Below are 22,198 nucleotides of genomic sequence, written 5' to 3'. Positions count from 1 at the left end.
CCCGCCATGACCGTCGATCCCACCGCCTCTTTCCGGGTCCCGTTGTTTCCGCTGCAGTCGGTGCTGTTCCCCGGCGGCCTGCTGAGCCTGCGGGTGTTCGAGGCCCGCTACCTGGACCTGATCGGCGACTGCCTGCGTGAAGGTCGGCGCTTCGGTGTCGTCGCGCTGCGCAAGGGCAGCGAGGTCAACAAGGGCGATCGCGACGTCGCCTTCGAATCCGTCGGCTGCGAGGCCGAACTGATCGACGTCGACAGCGAGCGTCCCGGCATCCTGCACGTGCGCTGCCGCGGCGTGCAACGCTTCCGGACCGACCAGGTCGCGCAGGAAGCCAACCACCTGTGGGTGGCGCACGCCCGTCACCTGCCGCAGGACGAGCCCACCCTGCCCACCGGCGACCTGCTCGGCTCGGCCAAGGGCCTGGCCAACGCGATCGCGACGCTCAAGCAGCAGGGCAACGAGCCCTTCCTCGAGCCCTACCAGTTCGACAGCGCCGGCTGGCTGGCCAACCGCTGGTGCGAGATCCTGCCGATCCCGCTGGCCGCCAAGCAGAAGCTCATGGAGCTGCCCGACCCGCTGGTGCGCCTGAAGCTGGTCGACGACTTCCTGCGCAGCAAGGGCGTGGTGGCCTGATGCGCGCCGCGGCGCGCATCGGCCTGGAATCGCCGGACCAGCCCGACGTCATCGCACTGATCGACGCGCTCGACGCCTACCAGCGCTCGCTCTACCCGCCCGAGAGCAACCACCTGCTCGACCTCGCGTCGCTGTGCCGGCCCGAGGTGCTGTTCGCGGTCGCGCGCGACGACGCCGGCGCGGTCGTCGGCTGCGGCGCCGTCGTGCTGCGGCCCGACCACGGCGAGCTCAAGCGCATGTTCGTCAGCCCGCTCGCGCGCGGCCAGGGCCTCGCGAAGGCCCTGCTGCACCGCCTCGAAGCCGAGGCGCGGTCGCGCGGCTGCCGCGCGCTGATGCTCGAGACCGGCATCCACCAGCACGAGGCACTGGCGCTGTACCAGCGCGACGGCTACCGGCGCCGCGGCCCTTTCGGTGGCTACGCCGAGGACCCGCTCAGCGTCTTCATGGCCAAGTCCCTGGATGGCTGAGTCGCCGCCCGACGCCGGCCGCCGCATCGCGGCGCTGGCGATGGAGCCGGAGCGCTTTCGCGCGCTGGGCCATGCGCTGGTCGACCGCCTGACGGCCGAGCTCGCACGACTGGCCGCACGGCCGATCACGCCCGGCGAGACCGTCGCGGAGGTGCGCCACGCCCTCGACGCGGCGCGCGGCCTGCCGGCGCAGGGCGAGGACGCCGCCGCGCTGCTGGACCAGGCCGCCTCGCTGCTCTTCGAGCACTCGACGCTGAGCAGCCATCCGCGCTTTCACGGCTACATCGCCGCGGCGCCGGCGCCGATCGGCATGCTGGCCGAGCTGCTGGCCGCGGCGCTCAATGCCAACGTCGCGCTCTGGCAGGCCGCGCCGATGGCCAGCGAGATCGAACTCCAGACCGTGCGCTGGCTGGCCGACCTGGTCGGCTGCCCGGCGGGCAGCGGCGGCCTGCTCACCAGCGGCGGCAACGCGGCCAACGGCATGGCGCTGCAGCTCGCGCTGCGCGCGCGGCTGCCCGACCTGCGCGAGCAGGGCCTGGGTGCGGCGCGCTTCGCGGTCTACGCCTCCGACCAGACGCACGGCTGGCTGCCCAAGGCGCTGGAACAGGCCGGCCTGGGCCGGCGCGCGCTGCGCACCGTCGCGAGCGATGCGCAGCAGCGCATCGACCTCGATGCGCTGTCGCGCGCCATCGCCGCCGACCGCGCCGCCGGCGTGCAGCCGCTGATGCTGGTCGGCAACGCCGGCAGCATCGCCACCGGCGCCGTCGACCCGCTGCCGGCGCTGGCCGCGCTGGCGCGCCGCGAAGGCCTGTGGTTCCACGTCGACGGTGCCTACGGCGCGCCCGCCGCCTGCCTGCTGGGCACGCCCGATGCCACGCTGCTGGGCGCGCAGGCCGCCGCCGACCTGCCGGGCCTGCGCGAGGCCGACTCGCTGGCGCTGGACCCGCACAAGTGGCTGTACGCGCCCATCGAGGCCGGCTGCCTGCTGGTGCGCGAACCGCAGCGCCTGCAGGACAGCTACGGCCAGCGGCCCAGCTACTACGCCGCGCCTTCGCACGGCGAGCCCGACCTCGTCGACTTCCACGAGCTCGGCCCGCAGAACACCCGCGGCTTCCGTGCGCTGAAGGTCTGGCTGGCGCTGCGCATGGCCGGACGCGACGGCTACCGGCAGATGATCGCCGACGACATCGCGCTGGCCCGGCGGCTGTTCCAGCGCGTGCAGGCGACGCCGGGCCTCGAGGCCGCGACGCACGGCCTCAGCGTCACGACCTGGCGCTGCCGGCCGGCCGGCATCGACGATGCGACCGCGCTCGACGCGCTGAACCGCGACATCCTCGCGCGCGTGCAGCGCGGCGGACGCAGCTACCTCAGCCCGGCCGTCGTGAACGGCCGCTTCCTGCTGCGCGCCTGCATCGTCAACTTCCACACCGGCGCCGCCGACATCGACGCCCTGCCCGGCCTGGTGCTCGACGCCGCCCGCGACTGCACCCAAGCGACGGCACGAGCCCGGTGACAGGCATGCTCCCCTTGCATCCTTCGCCCGGGCACCCGCGGCGCCGCGCGCTGGCGGTACTGCTCGCGCTCCTGGCCCCTCTGCCGTCCGGCGCCGGCGACGACGCCGAGACGCTGCGGGCCATCGTCGACGAGGCGATTCGCCCGCTGATGGCCCGCCACGACATCCCCGGCATGGCGGTGGGGCTCGTCGTCGATGGGCGGGCCCGAGTCTTCAACTACGGCGTGTCGTCGAGACAGAGCCGTGCACCGGTCACCGACACGACGCTCTTCGAGATCGGCTCGATCAGCAAGATGTTCACCACGACGCTCGCGGCCTGGGCGCAGGCCAACGGCAAGCTCTCGCTGGACGACCATCCCGGTCGCCACTTGCCGCATCTGAAGGGCCGGCCGATCGACCGGGCCACGCTGCTGCACCTGGGCAGCTACACGGCCGGCGGCCTGCCGCTGCAGTTTCCCGACGCTGTCGCCAGCGACGAGGCCGCGCTCGCCTACTTTCGCGCCTGGAAGGCCGATGCCCCGCCGGGCACGCTGCGCCAGTACTCCAACCCCAGCATCGGCCTGCTGGGCGCGGTCACCGCGAAGGCGCTGGGGGATGGCTACGCGACGCTGATCAAGACGCGGCTGCTGCCGCAGTTCGGCATGCGCCACACCTACATCCACGTGCCGCCGCAGGCGATGGCCGACTACGCCTGGGGCGACCGCGACGGCCAGCCGGTGCGCGTCAATCCCGGCCCGCTGGACGACGAGACCTACGGCATCAAGTCGACGGCCGCCGACCTGCTGCGCTTCGTGCAGGCCCACATCGACCCGCGCGGGCTCGAGCCGCCGCTGCGCCGCGCGATCGCGGTCACGCAGGTCGGCCGCTACCGGGTCGGCAGCATGGTGCAGGGCTTCGGCTGGGAGCAGTTCGCCTACCCGGTGTCGCGCGAGGCGCTGCTGGGAGGCAATGCGGAGGAGGTCATCTTCGAGCCCAACCCCGTGCAGCGCGTGGCTCCGCAGCCGGCCGATGCACCGCGCCTCTTCGACAAGACCGGTTCGACCGGCGGCTTCGGCGCCTACGTCGCCTTCGTGCCGACGCAGCGCATCGGCATCGTGATCCTCGCCAACCGCAGCTATCCGATTCCGGCGCGCGTCGAGGCGGCGCACGCGATCCTGGATCGGCTGGCGCCGGGCACGCGCTGACCGCGCGACCCGGCGCCCGCGAGCTACCACTTCATCTCGCCCTTGTTGACCTTGGCGCCGATGTCCAGCGCGATGCCCAGGCCGGCCTGCGGATACGCCTTCTGCAGCACGCCGATCAGCTCGGCCGCGTTGCCGGCCTTCGGCAGCTCGGCCTCGAAGCGCTGCAGGTAGCCGCGCGTGTAGCGAATGGCGCTGTCGTCCAGTGCCGTGCCGGCCGCCATGTGGCCCGGCACCACCAGGGCCGGGCGCAGCGCCTGCATCTCGTCGAGCTGGGCCAGCCAGGCCTGGCGCTCGCCGGGCTTCTGCGTGTCGGCGGTCCAGACGTGCAGGTTGCCGAACACGGCGATGTTGCCGACGATGGCCTGGATCGACGGGATCCACACATAGGGCCGGTGCGCCAGCTCGCCGGTCGTGCCGCGGACCTCGACGGTCTCGCCGTCGATGCTGAGCGTGCGGCCGTCGAGGGCCTCGGGAACGATCGGCACCTTGGGCGCGTTGGCGCCCATCTTCGGGCCCCAGAAGGCCAGCTTGCCGGCCAGCTTGGCCTGGATCTTCTCGCGCACGGCCGGCGTGGTGAGCACGCGCGCCTGCGGGAACAGCTCCTTCAGCGTCTCGGCGCCGAAGTAGAAGTCGGGGTCGGCATTGCTGATGAAGATGGTCTTCAGCGTCTTGCCGCTGTCCAGCACATGGGCTGCCACGCGCAGCGCGTCGGCGCGCGTGAAGCCGGAGTCGATCACCATCGCCTCCGACTTGCCGCTGACCACCACGGCGTTGACATGAAAGCTGTTGGCGTCGGCGTTGTAGACCTTCACCGACAGCGGCGCGGCGACCTGCGCCGACGCGCCGTCGGCGGCGACCACGCCCAGCGCCAGCAAGGGCAGGACACGGCGGACGAACTGGAGGGGAAACATCATGCTGAGCTCCTGAAGTGGTGGTGATCGGGACACCGACACTCTATTCAGCCCAGCTCGGTTGATAAACGGCATGTCGATTGATGTACTGTTGCGTACATCGATGAACTGGGGCCTCAGCGCCACCACCCGCCATGGACCGACTGACCGCCACCCGCGTCTTCCTCACCGTGGTCGACCACGGCAGCCTGACCCGCGCCGCAGAGCATCTGGAGATGTCGACCGCGATGGTCAGCCGCTATCTGGCGGCTCTGGAAGACTGGCTCGGCGCCCGCCTGCTGCACCGGACCACGCGCCGCATCGGCCTGACCGAAGCCGGCCAGTCCGCGCTGGTCTCGGGCCGCCAGCTGCTGGAGACGGCCGAGGACCTGGAGCAGTCGGCCGGGTCGGCCCGTCGCCAGCCGGCCGGCCGGCTGAGGGTGGCGTGCGCGCCGTCCTTCGCCGAAGCCCAGCTGACCGCTGCGCTGATGGAGTTCCAGGACGCCCACCCGCTGGTCGACCTGTCGGTGCTGGCGGCCGATCGCAGCGTGGACCTCACGGCCGAGCGCATCGACCTGGCGGTGCGCATCACCAACAAGCTCGAGCCCGGACTGATCGCGCGGCAGCTGGCGGTGTGCCGCTCGGTGCTGTGCGGGGCGCCGCGCTACCTGGACCGCCACGGTCGGCCGCAGACGCCCGACGACTTGCTGTCGCACCGCTGCCTGTCGCACGCGCTCGTCAGCGCGACGCACTACCGGTTCACGCAGGCCGGCCGGACGATCGAGGTGCCCGTGGTCGAGCGCTTCTCGACCAACGAGACCGCCGTGCTGCGGCGCGCCGTGCTGGCAGGCGGCGGCATCAGCATCCTGCCCACCTACTTTGTCGGCGACGACCTGCGCGAGGGCCGCCTCGAGCGGCTGCTGCCCACGCACGAACCCGACACGATGGGCGTCCACGCCGTGTTCCTGTCGCGCCTTCACCAGCCGCTGGCGCTGCGGCTGCTGGTGGACTTTCTGGCGGCCCGGTTCGGCGGCCCGACGCCGCCGTGGGACGCGGCGCTGGGCATCGGCGGCGAGGCCGGATCGGCGTTGCCGACGGCGTCGGGCGGCGAGCGTTGATCGCCCGATCGTCGGTGGCCAGGAACTACCGATGCACGCGAGGGCCGCCGTCCAGCCACTCCAGCACCCACCGCGTCACCTCGGCCGGCTGCTCGCGCTGCAGAAAGTGCCCGGCGTTGGCGACCTCTTCGTAGCGGTACTCGCCGGCGAAGTGCCGGCCCTGGTCGCGCATCAGTTCGGCGCGCAGGTCGTCGGCGCCGCACAGGGCGAGCGTCGGCACGGTGATCGGGCCCTGCATGCGCCGGCGCAGATCTTCGAGCGCCGGGTCGCCCTTGCCGGCGTCGAGCATGGCGCGGTAGTAGCCCAGCGTGGCGGTCAGCACGCCTGGGCGCCGGAGCATGGCCTTGATGCTGGCGATGTGGGCCGCGTCTTCATGGCCGGGGCTGGTCCAGTAGGTCCACAGGTAGTCGATGAAGGCGGCGTCCTTGTCCAGCAGCGCGCGCTCCGGCAGGTCGGCCAGCTGGAAGAACCACCAGTGGAAGGAGCGGTGCACATGCCTGGGGTCCAGCATGCTGGCGGCCACCACGGCGGGGTGCGGCACCGCCATCACCACCGCGCGCTTCACCAGCTGCGGAAACGCCGCCAGCACCGCGTACGACACGATGGCGCCCCAGTCCTGGCCGACCAGATGGACCGGCTGGCCGCCGCCCAGGGCGCGGATCAGCGCGGCCACGTCGGCGGCCAGCGTGGCCTTGTCGTAGTAGCCGTCGGCCGGGATGGCGGTGGGGTGGTAGCCGCGCATGAAGGGCGCCACCACGCGATAGCCGGCCGCGGCCAGCGCCGGCATCTGGTGGCTCCAGGTGTGCGCGGTGTCCGGAAAGCCGTGCAGCAGCAGCACCAGCGGGCCGGTGCCTTGTTCCAGGTAGGCGAAGGCCAGGCCGTTGGCGTGAACGTGCTGCATGCGGGTCGAGGCGGGGAGTGAGGCGCGCGCGTCGATTCTTGCAGGCCGCGCGACCCGCCCCTGGCCGGCGGCAGCAGCAGCAGCCGCGTCAATACATGATCACGCCGCTGGAGCCGCCGAACAGCCCGCGCACGCAGGCCTTGGGCGTGGTGGCGCAGACGTTGGTGGCGACCTCCTCGCAGTCGGTCTGGCTGCCGCTCTTCTTGGCGACGCACTTGTAGCCATAGGGCGGCTCGCCACGCAGCTGGCAGTCGGAGCAGCCGGCCACCGTGATGACGCCGCCGCTGCCGCCGCTGCCGATGAGGCGGGCCACGTCGTCGTCGGGCAGCGGCGTGCCGTCGGCCGGCAGGGGCACCGGCCAGGCCAGGCGCACCACGAAGTCGGGCGCCAGCTGCTCCAGCGGCTGCTTGGCATCCACCGCGAAGGCCGTGCCGCGCGCCGCCGACTCCAGGCAACGCTGCGCCGCTGCGGCCTGGTCGGCCGGCAGCGCGGCGGCGGACTTCTGCAGCTTGGCGCTGTCGAAAGTCCACTGCTCCCCGGCCTTGCGGAACGCCAGGTCCAGCGCGATGGCGCCGGTGGCCGCCCCTTCCGGCTTGATGCCGGCCCAGCAGCCGTGCAGCTTGCCGCCGGCGAAAACGGAGTCCTGCAAGTACTGCCCGATGCGCTTTTGCGCGGCGGCACCTTCGTCGGTGAAGCCGGGCGGCGGCGGCTTCTCTTCCTTGCGGCCGCAGGCGGCCAGGGTGAGAGCCAGGGCAAGGGTGACCAGAACCAGGGAGCCGGGGTGGCGCATGGGAGCTCCTGATGGGTGGCGATGCGGCCACGGGTTCAGGGAACGTAGGGGGTGGGGGCAGGGGAGTCAATCCCACGCGCGCCTACGCCTACGAGGTCTCTGTTCCCAAGTTGCATCGTGTCGACGAGGGCGTTCTGCCGCTTCACTGATGGCACTCTCAACACGATGGCGACGCAGCGTTCACTTGGCGCCCTCCTACTGCAGCAAGGCCAGTGATCGGGCCGATAGATCATTGATGGCTACTCGGCGCTTGCCGACGGTGATCGCAGCGGGTTGGCCTAGGCTGCCTGGCCCAAGCCATGCGGGCTTTGGCCTCGGCGACCGACGGCTGGTTCGGAGAGCGCGTGCATGACGCACCATCGATGCACCGCTATCGGTAGCCGACAACGCTGGCATCATTGTCGTAAGTGCATGAAGTCGCGGTGAAGCCTTGAAACCCGAAGAGCAACAGTTCCTCAACGACCTCGACAAGCGCCTGTGGAATGCGGCCGACCGCCTGCGCTCCAACGTCAACCCCAGCGACTACATGCACGTCGTGCTGGGGCTCGTGTTCCTCAAGTACGTGTCCGACGCCTTCAAGGAGCGGCGCACCGAACTTCAAGCCGCCTTCGCGGACCCCGCTCACGACTACTACCTTGGCCCGGACGCCGGCGAGATGGTCGAGCAGGAGCTCGAGGCCCGCGACTACTACCTCGAGAAGAACATCTTCTGGGTGCCCGCGCTGGCACGTTGGGACTTTCTTCGAGTGAACGCCAAGGTGGCCAACGGCACCAAGCTGCTGGTCAAGAACGGCAAGACTTTCGAGTACGACTTCAAGGGCATCGGCCGCCTGCTCGACGACGCGCTAGAAGCGGTCGAGAAGGACAACCCCAAGCTGAAGAACGTGCTCGACAAGAGCTACGCGCGCTGGCGCGTGGACGATGCACTGCCCGGCCTGATCGACGAGTTCTCGAAGGTGCCGTTCCACCACGGCTCGCTCAGAGCCAAGGACATCCTCGGCCACATCTACGAATACTTCCTCGGCGAGTTCTCCATCGCGGCCGGCAAGCGCGGCGGCGAGTTCTACACGCCCAAGAGCATCGTCACGCTGATCGTGCAGATGCTCGAGCCCTTCCAGGGCCGCGTATACGACCCCTGCTGCGGCTCGGGCGGCTTCTTCGTGCAGAGCGAGCGTTTCGTCGAAGAGCATGGCGGCAAGGTGGGCCAGCTCAGCGTCTATGGGCAGGAAGCGAACCCCACCACGTGGCGCCTGGCCAGCATGAACATGGCCATCCGCGGCATGGACTTCGACTTCGGCAAGGAGCCCGCCAGTACCTACACGCGGCCGCAGCACCCCGACCTGCGCGCCGACTTCATCATGGCCAACCCGCCCTTCAACATGAAGGCGTGGAAGGACGGCGTGAAGGACGACGACGTGCGCTGGAAGTACGGCGTGCCCCCCGAGGGCAACGCCAACTTCGCGTGGATGCAGCACATGATCCACCACCTGGCACCGCACGGCAGCATGGCCCTGCTGCTGGCCAACGGTTCGATGAGCAGCAACACCAACAACGAGGGCGAGATCCGCAAGGCCATCGTCGAGGCCGACCTTGTCGAGTGCATGGTGGCGCTGCCCGGCCAGCTGTTCACCAACACGCAGATCCCGGCGTGCATCTGGTTCCTCACGCGCAGCAAAGCCGCACGCAACGGCTGGCAAGAGCGCAAGGGCCAAACGCTATTCATCGACGCGCGCAACCTCGGCTACATGAGGGACCGGGTCCTGCGCGACTTCAAGCCCGAAGACGTCGCCAAGGTGGCCGACACCTTCCACCGCTGGAAGCGCGGGGAGGCGGTGGACGAACCCGGCTTCGCCAAGGCCGCCACGCTGGAAGACATCCGCAAGCACGACCATGTGCTCACCCCCGGCCGCTACGTGGGCGCCGCCGTACAGGAGGACGACGGCGAGCCCTTCGAGCAGAAGATGGCCCGCCTGACCGCCACCTTGAGCAACCAGCTCGCCGAGAGCGCGAGGCTCGAAGCGGCCATTCGAAAGAACCTGGCCGGCCTGGGCTACCCGCTCAAAGAACCCGGGTGAGTCCGGAAGGGCGGCGAACGTGTATAGAGAATCTGGTTTTTCTATACATGTTATGCGAACATGCATAGCAAATCGCTAGGCCTTCGATGCCCGCCCTGCCGCCGCTCCAACCCCTGACCCGCCTGAAGGCGGCGTACTTCGAGTCCCCCGCGCTTCTCAAGGCCACCGCCACCGCGAGCCGCAAGCTCGCCGAGTTGAAGGGCCTGGCGGCTGGCATGCCCAACCAGGGCATCCTCATCAACACCCTGGGCCTGCAAGAGGCCAAGGACAGCTCGGCCATCGAGAACATCGTCACCACACACGACGAGCTGTTCCGCAGCGCCACCTACCCGGACCTGTTCGCCTCGCCCGCCGCCAAGGAAGTGCGGCACTACGTGCAAGCGCTCGGCGTCGGCTTCGACTTGGTCAAGCGCAGTGGCCTGCTCACCGCCAACCACATGATCGAGATCCAGGCCGAGCTGGAGCAGAACAACGCGGGCTTTCGCAAGTTGCCCGGCACGGCGCTGAAGGACGGCGCCGGCCGCGTGGTGTACACGCCGCCGCAAGACCCGGCCGCCATCGTCGCGCTGATGCGCGACCTGGAGCGCTTCATCAACGACGACAGCGCCTTCGACGCCGACCCCTTGATCAAGATGGCGCTGGTGCACCACCAGTTCGAGAGCATCCACCCCTTCTACGACGGCAACGGCCGCACCGGCCGCATCGTCAACGTGCTCTACCTGGTGAACAAGGACTTGCTCGACATCCCCGTGCTCTACCTCAGCCGCCACATCGTGCGCCACAAGCCCGACTACTACCGCCTGCTGCAAGCCGTGCGCGAGCAGAACGACGCCGTGCCGGTGTGGCAAGCCTGGGTGCTGTACATGCTGGCCGCCGTGGAGCAGACCGCGCAGCAGACCATCGCCACCGTGGCCGACATCAAAGCCGCGCTGATGGACTACAAGCACCGCATCCGCACGGCGCACAAGTTCTACAGCCAGGACCTGATCAACAACCTGTTCATGCACCCGTACACCAAGATTGAATTCGTCGAGCGCGATCTGAAGGTGTCGCGACTCACGGCCACCAAATACCTGGACGCGCTGACGGCCAGCGGCTTCGTGCAGAAGGTGAAGGTGGGGCGGTCGAACTACTACATCAACCAGGCGCTGAATGCAATCTTGACGAAGGCGGAGATGGTGGAAGGGGCGCAGGGATGAGTGCCTGGGTAACGAAACCATTAGGTGAGGTCATACACCTCCAGCGTGGGTTTGATCTTCCGGTTCAGGTTCGGTGCGAGGGCCCGTTTCCCGTGATTGCTTCAACGGGGCAAGTGGGTAGTCATGTCAAGGCAATGGTGTCCGCTCCGGGGGTCGTGATCGGTCGTTCTGGAAGTCTTGGTGGGAGCCAGTACATCGAACGCGACTTCTGGCCATTGAACACCACCCTATGGGCTAAGGACTTCAACGGCAACGATCCCCGCTTCTGTCATTACCTGTTGTCATCGCTGGACCTTGCGGCCTTCAATGCCGGCGGGGCGGTGCCTACTCTGAATCGAAACCACATCGCGCCACTTCCGGTGCGAGTTCCGCAGAGTGCTCGTGATCAGCGAGCCATCGCAGACGTCTTGGGAGCCCTCGACGACAAGATTGAGCTGAACCGCCGCATGAGCCAGACGCTGGAGGCCATCGCGCAGGCGATCTTCAAGTCTTGTTTCGTGGACAACACGCCCGACGACGCGCAGCCCGTCACGCTGAAAGACCTGACCACCAAGATCGGCAGCGGCGCAACCCCGCGTGGCGGCCGCGAGGTCTACATTGACGAAGGCGTGGCCCTGATCCGCAGCCAGAACGTCTACGACTCGCAATTCGTCTGGGACGGTCTGGCGCGAATCACCGACGAAGCCGCGCGCCAGCTGGCCAATGTGCAGGTGCAAGCCGGCGATGTGCTGCTGAACATCACGGGCGCGTCCATCCTGCGGACCTGTGTCGTGCCGCCGGATGTGCTGCCGGCTCGCGTGAATCAACACGTAGCGATCATTCGGGCCAAGACTGATGTGTCGCCGCACTTTCTGCACCTGCACCTGCTGCAGCCAGACACCAAGGCCTACTTGCTCGGCCTCAACGCGGGCGCGTCGCGCGAAGCCGTGACCAAGGCGCACATCGAATCAGTGCCCATCCTGGACCCCGGTGTTGAGGGCATGGCACGGTTCGATGCCGCCGTCGCACCGCTGTTCGCCCTGGCGCAGGCCTGTTCAGCCGAAGCGCGGACGCTGGCGGCCATGCGCGATAGCCTGCTTCCCAAGCTGCTGTCGGGCGAAGTTCCCGTTGCAGCCATCGAGCCCGCGGCATGACCGAAGACGACCTCGAACAGCTCGCCATTGCCTGGTTCCAGGAGACCGGCTGGGAGTTCCGTCACGGCGTGGCCATCGCGCCGGACAGCGCCGCACCGGCCCGTGCGGAGTGGCGACAGGTCGTCCTTGCCGACGAGCTGAGCCAAGCACTGGCGCTGTTGAACCCGGGGTTGACCTCCTCGGCGCTGGACGAAGCCGTCCACGCGTTCACCAAACCCGATCACCCTTCGCTGCTGCAGCGCAACCAGGCGCTGCACCACGCGCTGGTCGATGGCGTGCCCGTAGCCATCACCGATACCCAGGGCCTGCAACGCGGCGACCGTGTGCGCGTGATCGACTTCGACAATCCCGAGCGCAACCGCTTCCTGGTCGTCAACCAGTTCACCGTGCAAGGCCACGGTTCCAAGGGACAGCGGCCGCGCCGGCCCGACCTGGTGTGCTTCATCAACGGCCTGCCCATCGCGGTGGTTGAGCTGAAGAACACTGCCTCTGAACAGGCCGACATCTGGAGCGCCTACAACCAGCTGCAAACCTACAAGGAAGAGATTCCCGACCTCTTCGCCACCAACGAGGCGCTGGTCATCAGCGATGGGCTGCACGCGCGCATCGGCTCGCTCACCGCCAGCCGCGAGCGCTTTCTGCCGTGGCGCACGGTGGCGAACGAAGGCGACCGTCCGTTGCTGCAGTTCGAGCTGGAAACGGTGGTGCGCGGCTTCTTCAAACCCGAGCTGCTGCTCGACTACCTGCGCTACTTCGTTCTGTTCGAGCAAGCGGATGGGCAGCTGATCAAAAAGATCGCCGGTTACCACCAGTTCCATGCCGTGCGCGAAGCGGTCCGGGCCACGGTCATCGCGGCCAGCGGGCCACCGCCAGAGGCAGCGCAAGAGGAGCGCGCCACGTACGGCCGGCAGGTGCAGCCGGGTTCGCGCAAGGGCGGCATCGTGTGGCACACCCAAGGCTCGGGCAAGAGCATCTCGATGGTGTGCTTTGCGGCCAAGCTGATGCGCGAGCCGGCGATGGGCAACCCGACGCTGGTGGTGGTGACCGACCGCAACGACCTGGATGGCCAGCTCTTCCAGACTTTCGTCGGCGCCAAGGCGCTGCTGAAGGAGCTGCCGCAACAGGCGAACGACGGCGACGAGCTGCGCGCCTTGCTGGCCGGGCGGCCCTCGGGCGGCATCATCTTTTCCACAGTGCAGAAGTTCGCGCCGGGGCCGGGCGAGGCGCAGTTCCCCAAGCTCACCGATCGGACCAACGTGGTGGTGATCGCCGACGAGGCGCACCGCTCGCAGTACGGCTTTCGCGCGGTGCTCGACAAGAAGAGCGGCCAGTACAAGTACGGCTTTGCCAAGCACTTGCGCGACGCGCTGCCGAACGCCACCTTCGTTGGCTTCACCGGCACGCCGGTGGAAAGCAGCGACAAGGACACACGCGCCGTGTTCGGCGACTACGTCAGCATCTACGACATCCAGGACGCGGTGGACGACGGCGCCACCGTGCCCATCTACTACGAGAGCCGCCTGGCCAAGCTGGACATCAACCAGGCGCAGATCGAGCAGCTCAACGCCGACGTGGAGGAGGTGTTCGAGGACGAGGAAGACGTGGCCCAGCGCGAGGCCGCCAAGGGCCGCTGGGCGCAACTGGAAAAGCTTGTTGGCGCCGAGCCGCGCCTGAAGCAGGTGGCCGCCGACCTGGTGGCGCACTTCGAGGCGCGCAACGCGGCGGTGGAAGGCAAGGCGATGGTCGTGTGCATGAGCCGCGCCATCTGCGCGCAGCTCTATGCCGAGATCGTGGCGCTGCGGCCGGCTTGGCACAGCACCGACGCGGCGCAAGGCGCGGTCAAGGTGGTGATGACGGGCTCGGCCGCCGACGATGCGGCGCTGCAGCCGCACATCACCAACGCCGGCACCAAGAAGCAGTTGGAGAAGCGCTTCAAGGACCCGAAGGACCCGCTCAAGCTCGTGATCGTGCGCGACATGTGGCTCACCGGCTTCGACGTGCCCTGCCTGCACACCATGTACGTGGACAAGCCGATGCGCGACCACAACCTGATGCAGGCCATCGCGCGGGTGAACCGCGTCTTCCGCGACAAGGAAGGCGGCCTGGTGGTGGACTACATCGGCATTGCCGCCGAGCTGCGCAGCGCGCTCAAGACCTACACCGAAAGCCGCGGCAAGGGCCAGCCGACGCTTGACGCCGCCGAGGCACTGGCCAAGCTGAAGGAGCTGATGGACGTGGCGCGTGGCCAGTTGCACGGCTTCGACCACAGCGCTTACCGAACCAAGGCCGTGGCGCTGTTGATCCCCGCGGCCAACCACGTGCTGAGTCAGGACGAAGGCAAGAAGCGCTGGGCTGACGTGGTGTTGGGCATCACCAAGGCATTTTCCCTGTGCGGCACGCTGGACGACGCAGTGGTGCTGCGCGAGGAGATCGCGTTCTTTCAGGCCATCAAGGCCGTGATCGCCAAGGCCACCGAGCCCGACAAGAAGCTCTCGGAAGACAGGCGCAACGCGGTTCTGCGGCAGATCCTCGACAACGCCGTGGTGGCGCAGGGCGTCGAAGACATCTTCAAGCTGGCGGGGCTGGAGCGCCCGGACATCGGCATCCTGTCGGATGCCTTCCTCGAAGACGTACGCCGGCTGCCGCAGAAGAACTTTGCGGTGGAGCTGCTGCAGCGCTTGCTCAACGACGAAGTGAAGTCGCGCTCGCGGACCAACGTGGTGTTGGAGAAGAAGTTCGGCGATAGGTTGCTTGCAGCACTGAATCGCTACCGCAGCCGCGCCATCGAGAGCGCACAGGTCATCGAAGAATTGATCGCGATGGCCAAGGAGTTCCGTGAAGCAGCCAAGCGCGGCGACGAGCTGGGTCTGAACGAGTCAGAGCTGGCCTTCTACGACGCGCTGGCCAACAACGAGAGCGCAGTGCGCGATCTCGGCGACCCCGTGCTGAAGGCCATCGCGCAAGAGCTGACCCAGAAGCTGCGAGGCAGCGCCACGGTGGACTGGCAGAAGCGCGACAGCGTTCGTGCGCGGCTGCGCAATCTCGTGCGCATCACGCTGCGGCGGCACAAGTACCCACCGGACATGCAGGAAGAGGCGATCCGGCTGGTGCTGGAGCAGGCGGAGCGCTTGACAGACGGTTGGGCAGCTTAGCGGTCAGGGTACTCAACCAAGCGCACCGCAGCGATCGAGCTCAGCCCCAAATGAACGCCGTGTCACCGCCAAGGGTGGCCACGCCAGGTGGTTCGCCAGCAGTCAAGCAGCTCAAAGTTGCGAGCCAGTCTGCTGAATGACCTACCCCCGCCTCCCCACCACATACACCCCCTCCACCTCCCGCCTCTGCTCCCGCCGGATCACATCCCGCTCCAGCGCCAGCAGTTCGAAGCCCTGTGCCTCGGCCAGCCGGGCCAGGTAGTCGGTGGAGTGGGCGTAGCGCAGGCTGGGCAGCAGTTGCACGCCTTGCCGCGGGTCGGTGGGCGGTTCGGCGGTAAAGGCGAAGATCGCGCCGGGCGTGGTGGCGGCGCGGACGGCGGCGAACACGGGTTCCAGCTCGCCCACGTAGATGAAGACGTCGGCCGCCACGACGAGGTCGTGGCGCGGTTCGGCGGGGCGCGCCAGCGCCTCCAGCAGGTCGGCCTGCAGCAGCTCGTCGTACACGCCCAGCACCCGCGCCTTGGCCAGCATGGCGCCCGACAGGTCCACGCCCACCAGGCGGCGCGACATCGGCCGCAGCAGCGGGCCGCACAGGCCCGTGCCGCAGCCCAGGTCCAGTGCCGACTGGAAGGGCGCGTGCGTGGCCAGGCGGCGGGCCAGGCGCTCGGGGGCCTCGTAGCCCAGCAGGCCGCGCAGGTGCTGGTCGAAGTCGTCGGCGTAGCCGTCGAAGAGGCCGCGCACGTAGGCCGCGGGTGCGGTCGGCGGCGGCGACGCGCGGCCGTCGCCGGTCACCGCCGCGAGGTAGTAGCCGTTCAGCGCCGCGTCGCCGCCGCGCGCCAGCGCCTCGCGGAAGGCCTGCGCCGCGTCGTCGTGGCGGCCGGCCTCGCGCAGCAGGTCACCGTGGCGCGACCAGACCTCGGGCTGGTCGGCCTCCAGCGCCAGCGCGCGCGCATAGGCGCGCAGCGCATCGTCGCGCCGACCCAGGGTCTTGTAGGTCTCGGCCAGCCGCGTCCACGCGGCGACGTGCCGGTCGTCCACCGCCAGCAGCCGCTCGAAGCCGCGCCGTGCCGCCTCGGCGCGGCCCAGCTGCGCCAGGGCGCTGGCCTGGTGCAGCAGCGCGTCGACGTTGTCCGGCTCGCCCTGCAGGGCCTGGCGGGCGCTGTCCAGCGCTTCTTCGGGCCGGCCCAGCAGCAGGCGCACGGCCGCCAGGTTGACCAGCGTCGACACGCGCCCCGGCACGCCCCGCAGCGACGCGCAGAAGCAGCGCTCGGCCGCGTCGCATTGGCCGGCCTCCAGCTGCGCCAGGCCTTCCATGAAGTCGGCCTTGGCCTGCGCAAAGCGCGGGTCGTCGGGCGGGGCGGTGGTCATCGCGCCGGCCTGCTGTTCAGCGACGCGCCAGCACCGGCGCCAGCGCGACCCCGGTGTGCGTACCGGCCGCGACCACCTGCTCGGGCGTGCCGGCCGCCACGACCCGGCCGCCGCCGGCGCCGCCCTCGGGTCCCAGGTCCAGCACCCAGTCGGCTTCGGCGATGACGTCGAGGTCGTGCTCGATGACCACCACGCTGTGGCCGCCGTCGACCAGGCGGTGCAGCACGCGGATCAGCTTTTCCACGTCGGCCATGTGCAGGCCGACCGTGGGCTCGTCCAGCACGTACAGCGTGTGCGGCGGCTTCTGGCCGCGGCGGGTCACGTCGTCGCGCACCTTGCTGAGCTCGGTGACGAGCTTGATGCGCTGCGCCTCGCCGCCGCTGAGCGTGGGTGACGGTTGACCCAAGGTCAGGTAGCCCAGGCCCACGTCCTGCAGCAGCTGCAGCGGGTGGGCGATGCTGGGCATGCTGGCAAAGAAGGGCAGCGCCTCGTCGACCTCCATCTGCAGCACGTCGCCGATGCTTTTTCCCCGCCAGGTCACGGCCAGCGTCTCGGGGTTGAAGCGCGCACCGTGGCACAGGTCGCAGGGCACCTTCACGTCGGGCAGGAAGGCCATCTCGATGGTGCGCAGGCCCTGGCCCTCGCAGCCCGGGCAGCGGCCCTCGCCGGTGTTGAAGCTGAAGCGCCCCGCCGCGTAGCCGCGCGCCTTGGCTTCCAGCGTCTCGGTGTACAGCTTGCGGATCGTGTCCCAGAAGCCGATGTAGGTGGCCGGGCAGGAGCGCGGCGTCTTGCCGATCGGCGTCTGGTCGACCTCCAGCACGCGGTCGATGGGCGCAAAGCCTTCGAGCGCGTCGCAGGCGATCCAGGCCGGCGTCTTGCCGGCCGCGAGCGCCGCACGGCCGGCCTGGGTGGCCTTCATCGGCGCGACCTGCTGCACGTTGGCCAGCAGCACGTCGCGCGCGACGGTGCTCTTGCCCGAGCCGCTGACGCCGGTGACGGCGACCAGGCGGTTGACGGGCACGCCCACGTCGAGCCCGCGCAGGTTGTGCAGCGTGGCGCCGCGCACGGTCAGCCAGGCGGCGTCCTGGCCGACCGCGCGGCGCGGCTGCAGCGGGTGGCGCATCGGGTGCTGCAGCAGCTTGCCGGTCAGCGAGTCGGGCGCGCGCAGCAGGTCGGCCGCGGTGCCCTCGGCCACCAGCCGGCCGCCGCGCTTGCCGGCGCCGGGGCCGATGTCGATGATGTGCTCGGCGCGGCGGATGGTGTCCTCGTCGTGCTCCACCACCACCAGCGTGTTGCCCTGGCTGCCCAGCAGGTGCAGCGCGTCGAGCAGCACCTTGTTGTCGCGCGGGTGCAGGCCGATGGTGGGCTCGTCGAGCACGTAGCAGACGCCCTGCAGGTTGCTGCCCAGCTGCGCCGCCAGGCGGATGCGCTGCGCCTCGCCGCCGCTCAGCGTGGGCGCGGCGCGGTCCAGCGTCAGGTAGCCCAGGCCCACCTGTTCCAGGAAGGCGAGGCGCGACTTGATCTCGGCGATCACGTCGCGCGCGATCGTGGCCTCGCGGCCGTCGAGCTTCTGCGACTCGACCCAGCGGCGCGCCTCGTTGACGGCCTTGGCCGCGACGGCGGCGATCGACTGCTCGCCATCCGCCGCGTGGCCGAAGCGCACCGCCAGCGAGGCCTTGTTGAGCCGCGCACCGTGGCAGGTGCCGCAGGGCGCGTCGGCCACGTCTTCGACCTCGGGCTCCGCGAAGGTCTTCTCGCGGCCGCCGTTGTCGTCGTCGCGGACCGAGTCGTCCAGCGCCTTGCGCTGCTCGCGCGTCAGCGTGAGGCCGGTGCCCACGCAGTCGGTGCACCAGCCGTGCTTGCTGTTGTACGAGAACATGCGCGGGTCCAGCTCGGGGTAGCTGGTGCCGCAGGACGGACAGGCGCGCTTGGTCGAGAAGACCTTCACCCTGCCGATGCGGTGGGTCGCGGCGCCGGCGGCCATCGCGCCCTGCAGGCCGTCCAGCGGCGCCAGCAGATGCACGACGCCCTTGCCCAGCTCCAGCGCTTTGGCCAGCAGCTCGCGCAGCGCGGCCTCCTGGTCGGCGCTGACGAACAGGTCGCCGACCGGCAGCTCCAGCGTGTGTTCCTTGAAGCGGTCCAGCCGCGGCCAGGGCGAGGTGCGCACGAACTCGCCGTCGACGCGCAGGTGCGTGTGGCCGCGCTGCGCGGCCCACTTGGCCAGGTCGGTGTAGACGCCCTTGCGGTTGACGACCAGCGGTGCCAGCAGGCCGATGTGCTGGCCCTTGTAGTCGCGCAGCAGCTGCGCGGCGATCGACTCCGGCGTCTGCGGCTTCACGGCCACGCTGGCATCGGCCGTGCACTTGGGGCAGTACTGCGTGCCCAGCTTCACGTAGAGCAGGCGCAGGAAGTGATAGACCTCGGTAGTGGTGGCCACCGTGCTCTTGCGGCCGCCGCGCGACAGGCGCTGCTCGATCGCCACCGTGGGCGGGATGCCGTAGACCGCGTCCACCTCGGGCCGGCCGGCCGGCTGCACGATGCTGCGGGCGTAGGCGTTCAGGCTCTCCAGGTAGCGGCGCTGGCCCTCGTTGAACAGGATGTCGAAGGCCAGCGTGCTCTTGCCCGAGCCCGAGACGCCGGTCACGACGCTGAACTTGCCGCGCGGGATGTCGACGCTCAGGCCCTTGAGGTTGTGCTCGTGCGCGTTGACGATCTGGATGGCCTCGACCTGCGCGCGCGCGCGGCGCGCCTTCACCACCGTCTGCAGCGGCGCGCCCTCTTCCACCGCATGGCCGCCCTCGCCCAGCGAGCGCTCGTAGTCGCGCAGCGCGGCGCCGGTGTAGGACGTGGCATGCGCCTTCACGTCGTCGGGCGTGCCGTCGCAGACCAGCTGGCCGCCGGCCTCGCCGCCCTCGGGGCCCAGGTCCACGATCCAGTCGCTGGCGCGGATGACGTCGAGGTTGTGCTCGATGACGATGATCGAGTGGCCGGCCTCCAGCAGCTTGCGGAAGGCGCGCATCAGCTTGGCGATGTCGTCGAAGTGCAGGCCGGTGGTGGGCTCGTCGAAGAGGAAGAGCGTGCCCTTGCGCGCCACCGACTGTCGTGACGCCGGGCTGTCCTTGGCCGCCTCGGCCAGAAAGCCCGCGAGCTTGAGGCGCTGCGCCTCGCCACCGCTGAGCGTGGGCACCGGCTGGCCGAGCTTGACGTAGTCCAGGCCCACGTCGACCAGCGGCTGCAGCGCGCGCAGCACGTCGCGGTCGTCGGCGAACAGGCGCACCGCGTCGGCGATGGTCAGCTCCAGCACGTCGTTGACGTCGAGCGGGCGGCCGCCGCGCTCGATCTTCACTTCCAGCAGCTCGGGGCGGAAGCGCTTGCCGTCGCAGTCGGGGCAGCGCAGGTAGACGTCGGACAGGAACTGCATCTCGACGTGCTCGAAACCCGAACCGCCGCAGGTGGGGCAGCGGCCGTCGCCGGCGTTGAAGCTGAACATGCCCGGGCCGTAGCCGCGCTGCCGCGACAGGGCCGCGTCCGCGAAGATCGTGCGCAGGCCGTCGAAGGTGCCCACGTAGCTGGCCGGGTTGGAGCGCGCGGTCTTGCCGATCGGCGACTGGTCGACGAAGACCGCGTCGCTCAGCCAGTCGGCGCCCAGCAGGCGGTCGTGCGCGCCGGGGGTCTCGGTGGCCTTGCCGAAGTGGCGGGCCAGCGCGGGGTACAGCAGGTCCTGCATCAGCGTGCTCTTGCCCGAGCCGGACACGCCGGTCACGCAGACCAGGCGCTGCAGCGGGAACTCGACGGTGATGTTGCGCAGGTTGTGCTCGCGCGCGCCTTCGACGATGAGGCGCGGCGTGCCGACGGTCACCGCGCGCTTGAGGCCCAGGCCGATGCTGCGCCGCGCGCCGAGGTAGGCGCCGGTCATGGTGTCGGCGCGCTTCAGGTCCGACGGCGTGCCGTCGAAGACGATGCGCCCGCCCTGCGTGCCGGGACCCGGGCCCATGTCGATCACGCGGTCGGCGGCCAGCATCACGGCCGGGTCGTGCTCGACCACCACCAGGGTGTTGCCGGCGTCGCGCAGCCGCAGCATCGCCTGCTTGATGCGGTCCATGTCGCGCGGGTGCAGGCCGATGCTGGGCTCGTCCAGCACGAACAGCGTGTTGACCAGCGAGGTGCCGAGCGCCGTGGTGAGGTTGATGCGCTGCACCTCGCCGCCGCTGAGCGTGCGGCTCTGGCGGTCCAGCGTCAGGTAGTGGATGCCGACGTCGCACAGGTACTTGAGGCGCGTGCGCACCTCGTCGAGCAGCAACTCCAGCGCGTCGTCGAGCATCGTGCTGGGGAGCTGCAGCTCGTCGAGGAAGCGGCGCAGCCGGTCGATCGGCATCAGCATCAGGTCGTGCAGGCTCAGGCCGGGCAGGGCCTCGAGCTGCTCGCGGGTCCACGCCGCGCCGACCGGCATCACGCGCTTGCCGGGCGGCAGCACGGCGTCGGCGCCGTCCTTCGTGCCCAGACGCCACAGCAGCGACTCGAGCTTGAGCCGCGCGCCGCCGCACACCGTGCAGGGTGTGTAGCTGCGGTACTTGGACAAGAGCACGCGGATGTGCATCTTGTAGGCCTTGCTCTCCAGGTACTCGAAGAAGCGGCGGATGCCGTACCACTGCTTGTTCCAGTTGCCCTTCCAGTTGGGCGTGCCGGCTATGACCCAGTCGCGCTGCGCCTCGGACAGCTGGCTCCAGGCGGTGTCGCGCGGGATGCCGGCCTCGCCGCCGTACTTGAGCAGGTCGTCCTGGCAGTCCTTCCAGGCGGGCGTCTGCAGCGGCTTGATCGCGCCGCTGCGCAGGGTCTTGCGGTGGTCGGGGATCACCAGGCCCCAGTCGACGCCGATCACGCGGCCGAAGCCGCGGCAGGTCTCGCAGGCGCCGTAGGCCGAGTTGAAGCTGAACATCGCCGGCTGCGGGTGGCTGTAGCGCGTGTCGCTGTCGGGGCTGTGCAGGCCCTGGCTGTAGCGCCACAACTCGGGCTCCTCACCCTCTTCCTTCAGCGCGTAGACGTTGACCCGGCCGCTGCCGCGCTTGAGCGCGACTTCCAGCGCCTCGGCGACGCGCGACTTCTCGGTGCCGTCGAGCCTGAAGCGGTCCGCGACGACATCGAGCAGCGTGCGCGGCCCCGTCGGCGTGGCGACCTCGCGCTTCGCCTGCACGCGGGTGTAGCCGCTGGCGGCGAGCCACTGCTCGATCTGCTCGTCGCTGGTGCCCGCGGGCAGCTCGACGGGAAAGGTGACGACCAGGCGCTGCCCGGGCGCCGCGCGCTTGTGCAGGTCGGCGTAGATCGACTCCGGGTCGTCCTCGCGCACCGGCTTCGCGGTCTGCTTGTCGAACAGCTGCGCGGCGCGCGCGAACAGCAGCTTGAGGTGGTCGTTCAGCTCGGTCATCGTGCCGACCGTGCTGCGGCTGGTGCGCACCGGGTTGGTCTGGTCGATGGCGATGGCCGGGGGCACGCCGTCGACCGCGTCGACCGCCGGGCGGTCCATGCGGTCGAGGAACTGGCGCGCATAGGCGCTGAAGGTCTCGACGTAGCGGCGCTGGCCCTCGGCATACAGCGTGTCGAAGACCAGGCTGGACTTGCCCGAGCCGCTGGGCCCGGTGACGACGGTCAGTTCGCCGGTGTGCAGGTCGAGGTCGAGGTTCTTGAGGTTGTGCTGGCGCGCGCCGCGGATGCGGATCAGGCCGGGTGGGCGTTGACCGTTGGGCATGGGGGGTCCGGGGGTGAGGCCGAAGATTCTAGGAAG

Annotated in this window: 14 protein-coding genes; 9 read left to right on the top strand and 5 right to left on the bottom strand. The window is 69.6% G+C overall.

Annotated elements, in window-relative coordinates:
* Positions 1 to 6 precede the first annotated feature (6 nt).
* Genes QZV97_RS11125 through ampC form a run of 4 tightly spaced genes read left to right on the top strand, consistent with a single transcriptional unit; the run spans position 7 to position 3,794 of the window.
* A complete protein-coding gene (locus QZV97_RS11125; RefSeq protein ID WP_295641883.1) occupies positions 7 to 630 on the top strand; it encodes an LON peptidase substrate-binding domain-containing protein in 624 nt (207 codons plus the stop codon).
* Complete coding sequence (locus QZV97_RS11120; protein ID WP_295641881.1) at positions 630 to 1,097, top strand: GNAT family N-acetyltransferase; 468 nt, start codon at positions 630 to 632, stop codon at positions 1,095 to 1,097. The genes QZV97_RS11125 and QZV97_RS11120 overlap by 1 nt, the downstream gene beginning before the upstream one ends.
* Positions 1,090 to 2,610, top strand: coding sequence for a pyridoxal-dependent decarboxylase (locus tag QZV97_RS11115; RefSeq protein WP_295641879.1), 1,521 nt, complete (start codon positions 1,090 to 1,092; stop codon positions 2,608 to 2,610). The genes QZV97_RS11120 and QZV97_RS11115 overlap by 8 nt, the downstream gene beginning before the upstream one ends.
* 5 nt (positions 2,611 to 2,615) lie before the next feature.
* Positions 2,616 to 3,794, top strand: a complete 1,179-nt coding sequence (gene ampC, locus QZV97_RS11110) for a class C beta-lactamase (protein WP_295641876.1) — start codon at positions 2,616 to 2,618, stop codon at positions 3,792 to 3,794.
* A 23-nt stretch (positions 3,795 to 3,817) separates the two neighbouring features.
* Here ampC and QZV97_RS11105 read toward each other — a convergent pair whose 3' ends face one another.
* Positions 3,818 to 4,708 carry an MBL fold metallo-hydrolase gene (locus tag QZV97_RS11105; RefSeq protein ID WP_295641874.1) on the bottom strand — a complete coding sequence of 297 codons (891 nt, stop codon included), beginning with the start codon at positions 4,706 to 4,708 and terminating at the stop codon, positions 3,818 to 3,820.
* Between the two features lie 131 nt (positions 4,709 to 4,839).
* Here QZV97_RS11105 and QZV97_RS11100 point away from each other — a divergent pair, with 131 nt between their 5' ends.
* Entirely contained in the window at positions 4,840 to 5,802 is a 963-nt protein-coding gene (locus QZV97_RS11100) for a LysR family transcriptional regulator (protein ID WP_295641872.1), read from the top strand.
* A gap of 25 nt (positions 5,803 to 5,827) precedes the next feature.
* Here the strand turns inward: QZV97_RS11100 and QZV97_RS11095 are convergent, their stop codons facing one another.
* Together QZV97_RS11095 and QZV97_RS11090 are read right to left on the bottom strand one after the other, a co-directional pair.
* Positions 5,828 to 6,703, bottom strand: a complete 876-nt coding sequence (locus tag QZV97_RS11095) for an alpha/beta hydrolase (RefSeq protein ID WP_295641870.1) — start codon at positions 6,701 to 6,703, stop codon at positions 5,828 to 5,830.
* A gap of 88 nt (positions 6,704 to 6,791) precedes the next feature.
* The gene (locus QZV97_RS11090) at positions 6,792 to 7,493 is read right to left on the bottom strand and encodes a hypothetical protein (RefSeq protein WP_295641868.1); all 702 of its coding nucleotides are present in this window, start codon (positions 7,491 to 7,493) and stop codon (positions 6,792 to 6,794) included.
* A gap of 430 nt (positions 7,494 to 7,923) precedes the next feature.
* Between QZV97_RS11090 and QZV97_RS11085 the strand changes: the two genes are divergently transcribed.
* The 4 genes from QZV97_RS11085 to QZV97_RS11070 all read left to right on the top strand — a co-directional run bounded on the left by QZV97_RS11085 (position 7,924) and on the right by QZV97_RS11070 (position 15,051).
* A complete protein-coding gene (locus QZV97_RS11085) occupies positions 7,924 to 9,567 on the top strand; it encodes a class I SAM-dependent DNA methyltransferase (RefSeq protein ID WP_295641866.1) in 1,644 nt (547 codons plus the stop codon).
* An 86-nt stretch (positions 9,568 to 9,653) separates the two neighbouring features.
* Complete coding sequence (locus QZV97_RS11080) at positions 9,654 to 10,766, top strand: Fic family protein (RefSeq protein WP_295641864.1); 1,113 nt, start codon at positions 9,654 to 9,656, stop codon at positions 10,764 to 10,766.
* Complete coding sequence (locus tag QZV97_RS11075; protein ID WP_295641862.1) at positions 10,763 to 11,899, top strand: restriction endonuclease subunit S; 1,137 nt, start codon at positions 10,763 to 10,765, stop codon at positions 11,897 to 11,899. Before QZV97_RS11080 ends, QZV97_RS11075 begins: the two co-directional genes overlap by 4 nt.
* Positions 11,896 to 15,051 carry a type I restriction endonuclease subunit R gene (locus QZV97_RS11070; RefSeq protein ID WP_295641860.1) on the top strand — a complete coding sequence of 1,052 codons (3,156 nt, stop codon included), beginning with the start codon at positions 11,896 to 11,898 and terminating at the stop codon, positions 15,049 to 15,051. The genes QZV97_RS11075 and QZV97_RS11070 overlap by 4 nt, the downstream gene beginning before the upstream one ends.
* A gap of 141 nt (positions 15,052 to 15,192) precedes the next feature.
* On the opposite strand, the gene QZV97_RS11065 is transcribed toward QZV97_RS11070, so the two are convergent.
* Entirely contained in the window at positions 15,193 to 16,419 is a 1,227-nt protein-coding gene (locus QZV97_RS11065; RefSeq protein ID WP_295641858.1) for a tetratricopeptide repeat protein, read from the bottom strand.
* Positions 16,420 to 16,435: 16 nt separating this feature from the next.
* A complete protein-coding gene (gene uvrA, locus QZV97_RS11060; protein ID WP_295641856.1) occupies positions 16,436 to 22,162 on the bottom strand; it encodes an excinuclease ABC subunit UvrA in 5,727 nt (1,908 codons plus the stop codon).
* Between the last annotated feature and the right edge of the window lie 36 nt (positions 22,163 to 22,198).

The sequence above is a fragment of the uncultured Methylibium sp. genome, assembly GCF_902826655.1.
Taxonomy (GTDB): Bacteria; Pseudomonadota; Gammaproteobacteria; order Burkholderiales; family Burkholderiaceae_C; genus Methylibium.
This window is presented reverse-complemented; position numbering and strand designations above follow the sequence as displayed.

Excerpts from the sequence above, each read along its gene's own strand:
- QZV97_RS11125 (WP_295641883.1), top strand. The coding sequence starts at position 7 with ATGACCGTCGATCCCACCGCCTCTTTCCGGGTCCCGTTGTTTCCGCTG.
- QZV97_RS11075 (WP_295641862.1), top strand. The coding sequence starts at position 10,763 with ATGAGTGCCTGGGTAACGAAACCATTAGGTGAGGTCATACACCTCCAG.
- QZV97_RS11065 (WP_295641858.1), bottom strand. The coding sequence starts at position 16,419 with ATGACCACCGCCCCGCCCGACGACCCGCGCTTTGCGCAGGCCAAGGCC.
- QZV97_RS11105 (WP_295641874.1), bottom strand. The coding sequence starts at position 4,708 with ATGATGTTTCCCCTCCAGTTCGTCCGCCGTGTCCTGCCCTTGCTGGCG.
- QZV97_RS11095 (WP_295641870.1), bottom strand. The coding sequence starts at position 6,703 with ATGCAGCACGTTCACGCCAACGGCCTGGCCTTCGCCTACCTGGAACAA.
- QZV97_RS11070 (WP_295641860.1), top strand. The coding sequence starts at position 11,896 with ATGACCGAAGACGACCTCGAACAGCTCGCCATTGCCTGGTTCCAGGAG.
- QZV97_RS11080 (WP_295641864.1), top strand. The coding sequence starts at position 9,654 with ATGCCCGCCCTGCCGCCGCTCCAACCCCTGACCCGCCTGAAGGCGGCG.
- QZV97_RS11120 (WP_295641881.1), top strand. The coding sequence starts at position 630 with ATGCGCGCCGCGGCGCGCATCGGCCTGGAATCGCCGGACCAGCCCGAC.
- ampC (WP_295641876.1), top strand. The coding sequence starts at position 2,616 with ATGCTCCCCTTGCATCCTTCGCCCGGGCACCCGCGGCGCCGCGCGCTG.
- QZV97_RS11115 (WP_295641879.1), top strand. The coding sequence starts at position 1,090 with ATGGCTGAGTCGCCGCCCGACGCCGGCCGCCGCATCGCGGCGCTGGCG.
- uvrA (WP_295641856.1), bottom strand. The coding sequence starts at position 22,162 with ATGCCCAACGGTCAACGCCCACCCGGCCTGATCCGCATCCGCGGCGCG.
- QZV97_RS11100 (WP_295641872.1), top strand. The coding sequence starts at position 4,840 with ATGGACCGACTGACCGCCACCCGCGTCTTCCTCACCGTGGTCGACCAC.
- QZV97_RS11090 (WP_295641868.1), bottom strand. The coding sequence starts at position 7,493 with ATGCGCCACCCCGGCTCCCTGGTTCTGGTCACCCTTGCCCTGGCTCTC.